The sequence below is a fragment of the Methanobrevibacter sp. 87.7 genome (genome assembly GCF_002208625.1).
Lineage (GTDB): Archaea > Methanobacteriota > Methanobacteria > Methanobacteriales > Methanobacteriaceae > Methanarmilla.
This window is the reverse complement of sequence record NZ_MRCT01000246.1, coordinates 1-1,719: the sequence shown is the minus strand read 5'-3', so window position 1 is coordinate 1,719 and position 1,719 is coordinate 1. Positions and strand designations below refer to the sequence as shown.

Annotated in this window: 2 protein-coding genes; both read left to right on the top strand. The window is 20.8% G+C overall.

Annotation, left to right across the window (positions count from 1 at the left end; genetic code table 11):
- Nucleotides 1-190: 190 nt before the first annotated feature.
- Entirely contained in the window at nt 191-427 is a 237-nt protein-coding gene (locus BGI41_RS08000; protein WP_088540173.1) for a KEOPS complex subunit Pcc1, read from the top strand.
- A 178-nt stretch (nt 428-605) separates the two neighbouring features.
- Nucleotides 606-1,652, top strand: coding sequence for a hypothetical protein (locus BGI41_RS07995; protein ID WP_088540172.1), 1,047 nt, complete (start codon nt 606-608; stop codon nt 1,650-1,652).
- Nucleotides 1,653-1,719 lie beyond the last annotated feature (67 nt).

The window sequence follows — 1,719 nt, the reverse complement described above, 5'->3', positions numbered from 1 at the left end:
TTCTATAGTATATATAATTTAATTAATTAATTAAATTTTTTAAAAAAAAATAAAAATTAAAAAAAATACTATTTTTAATAAAAATTTAATAAAAGAAAATTTATTCATAAAATAGAATAAACTAAAAATATTAATAGATAAAAACCCATATACATTATATACTATAAAATAAAAGATGTTGAAGATTATCATGAAAATCAAATCAAATATGAAAATTAAGTATAATGATGAAAACTCTGCAGAAATATCCCATAAAACATTAAAAGTAGATAATGAATGTTTTATCCAATCAAAAATAAATGGAAATGAATTAGAGTTTAAAATAGATAGTGATTCTTTAGGAAGTTTTTTAAATACTGTTGATGATCTAATTGCATCTGAGATTGTAGTAGAAAAAATAATAAACACTTCTACAAATGAAAAATAAAGAATATAAAAAAGATTGTACAAAATAAAAAAAATATATATAAAAATTAAACAAAATAATCATTCATTTATAAACTAAAACATTAAAATTATATATAACAATTAATAATAATATTATATTATTAAATAATTTTTATTAAAATTAAATAATCGTATAAAAATATTGGAGTAAAAAAAATATGAAATGTCATTATCATCCCGATAGAGATAGTGTAAATAACTGTGCTATATGTGGAAAACCAATATGTTCTGAATGTGGAATAGAAGTTGGTGGAAACATATTATGTAAAGATTGTGTAAACAGTCTAATTAGTGATAGTTTAGCATCTAAAGTTTCTGAAAAAATAAATAATACAAAAGTTGAAACAGGTAAAAATCAAAATACAGAAGAAAAAATTAAACAAGAACCAATTACTCAAGAAAAACCAGAAGCTAAAGAAGAAGCAAAAACAAGTACTATTAAACAAGAACCTGCAAAAAAACCAGAAGCTAAAGAAGAATCATTAACAACAGAAAACATAATAGAACCAGAAATAGAAAACAATAAACCTCAAGAAGAAGTTAAAACTAATGAAATTCAAAGTACAGAACCTGAAACAAATATTGAAGAAGCAAAAACAAGCACACAAACAAATACAATTAAACAAGAACCGGCAAATATCTTCAACAATGAAGAAGAAATAAATAAAAAAGATACTGCTTCAGAAGAAAGAACAAAACAAAAAGCACTAGAAGATAAATATGAAAAATATTTAGATGATTTATATTTCGATGAACCAGATAAAGAAGAATTAAACTTAAATGACTACAACAAACCTAAAGAAAACTTAAGTTTAAGTGAACAATTATCTAAAGATGAAGATTTAAACAAAAGAGTACCTTATGAAAAACCATCTAAAAAAGGTAATCAAGGTTATTATGAAGGTAGTCTTAAAGATGATGAAAATAAATATGTTTGGTCTACAAAACCAAATACAGAATATAATAAAAAAACTAGAAACAATTTAAATAGAAATTTCATAGCAAAAAATAAATCTAAAAAAGAAAAAGAACCATATAGTGCTACAGATATAATATTAACAATAATTTTAATTATATTAATATTAATTGTATTATTCTATATCGTTTATTTATTTGCATTATCAAGTAATTATCCAACATTTCTTGAAGCAATTATAGGATTAATAACTAATCCTGGACAATTTATTGGAAACATTTTTAGTTAAATTCCAATAAATTTTTTTTACTCCTTTTACTTATTTTATAAAAATTCATAACTAATAATTATAAAAC